This is a genomic window from Massilia hydrophila (assembly GCF_020208145.1).
Lineage (GTDB): Bacteria > Pseudomonadota > Gammaproteobacteria > Burkholderiales > Burkholderiaceae_D > Telluria > Telluria hydrophila.
This window is the reverse complement of sequence record NZ_JAHYBX010000091.1, coordinates 1-297: the sequence shown is the minus strand read 5'-3', so window position 1 is coordinate 297 and position 297 is coordinate 1. Positions and strand designations below refer to the sequence as shown.

1 tRNA gene is annotated in these 297 nt (G+C 47.1%); it reads right to left on the bottom strand.

Annotated features, from left to right (window positions below):
• Positions 1-172 precede the first annotated feature (172 nt).
• A tRNA-Ala gene (locus LE190_RS21650) sits at positions 173-248 on the bottom strand.
• Positions 249-297: the final 49 nt, after the last annotated feature.

Below are 297 nucleotides of genomic sequence, written 5' to 3'. Positions count from 1 at the left end.
ATACTTGATTACTACCCTAAGTGTGCTCGCTCATCGTTTCCGATTCGCTTACACGCTTAAAAAAACTTTACTTCTTCCAGATTGTTAAAGAACGAAAAAACAGTGATCGCTAAAAGATCAAACCTAAGCATCTACTTGCTTACGTTTGCACTTTCAGTCAGTACCAGGTAAATGGTGGAGGATGACGGGATCGAACCGACGACCCCCTGCTTGCAAAGCAGGTGCTCTCCCAGCTGAGCTAATCCCCCATGTTGCGTGGTGGGTCTGGTTGGATTCGAACCAACGACCCCCGCGTTA